Raw genomic sequence first — 946 nt, forward strand, 5'->3', positions numbered from 1 at the left:
TAGAGTGACGTGGCGTGAAGGGCTTTGTGGTTAAGGTACATCACAACAAAGTAACAATGCTAGTTGCACGTTCAGATATTAAAAATAACAGGGAGATGATTCGTAAATGAAAAAGTTAATCTCAGTTTTACTAGGTGCAACAATTTTATTAGGTGCTTGTTCGCAAGCGGAAAGAGTAAACGAGAACTTGAAGCAAGAGTCAGACAACTTCAATACTGTTAGAAAAATTACGGTAATCAATGCAATTAAGCAAGACATCATTTTCCAAATGTCTGGACGTATGTCGATTAAAGCTGATCCGAAAGAAAATCAATTAGAAGTAGTCGTCGAAAAGCAAAACGGTGAATACCAAAAGCACATTATTGGACTGTCAGACAATGTGTCGTATGTGGTTGAAGATGTTACCACAAAAGATGTGAGTAAGTATCAGTATGAAATTAACTACAATCCTAAAATGTGGATACCAGCAAAACCGGATTACAAAGACTAAAGGAGATGAAAAAGGATGATACCAACATTTAGAGTTTGGGATGAAAAAGACAAGAGAATGCTTTACCCAGGTGACTACACGATGGAGATTGATGATTATGGAGTACATGTACTAGGTAATCATAATCAAGTTATTTCTGTCGATGAGGACGAGAACCTTATGCAGTCAACAGGTGCTTTTGATAAGCGTGACGTTGAAATTTATGAGGGCGATATAGTACGCTTCAACTTCCCTTACGGTAAAAGGCAGAGAGCGATAGGCGTTGTTGTGCTTAGAGATGATGAAGCGTGTTTTGGTCTTGATATAGATTCATCAGATGAAAAACTTAGACTTTATCGAGACGGACGTTATTTCGAAGTGATCGGAAACAAGTATGAACAACCACATTTGTTAAAGGAGGACGAGTAAAGTGCCGAAAATCAAAGTGAAGAAACAAGTTGGTCTAGAAGAGTTGCT

2 protein-coding genes are annotated in these 946 nt (G+C 37.8%); both read left to right on the top strand.

Going from position 1 to position 946, the window contains the following annotated elements; all coding sequences use genetic code 11:
• The first annotated feature begins 106 nt into the window (after positions 1-106).
• The gene (locus CD122_RS12360; RefSeq protein ID WP_103358844.1) at positions 107-490 is read left to right on the top strand and encodes a beta-sandwich lipoprotein; all 384 of its coding nucleotides are present in this window, start codon (positions 107-109) and stop codon (positions 488-490) included.
• Positions 491-505: 15 nt separating this feature from the next.
• Positions 506-898, top strand: a complete 393-nt coding sequence (locus CD122_RS10060; protein WP_103358845.1) for a YopX family protein — start codon at positions 506-508, stop codon at positions 896-898.
• The last annotated feature ends 48 nt before the right edge of the window (positions 899-946 follow it).

Source organism: Staphylococcus rostri (assembly GCF_002902145.1).
Taxonomy (GTDB): Bacteria; Bacillota; Bacilli; order Staphylococcales; family Staphylococcaceae; genus Staphylococcus; species Staphylococcus rostri.

Excerpts from the sequence above, each read along its gene's own strand:
- CD122_RS12360 (WP_103358844.1), top strand. The coding sequence starts at position 107 with ATGAAAAAGTTAATCTCAGTTTTACTAGGTGCAACAATTTTATTAGGT.
- CD122_RS10060 (WP_103358845.1), top strand. The coding sequence starts at position 506 with ATGATACCAACATTTAGAGTTTGGGATGAAAAAGACAAGAGAATGCTT.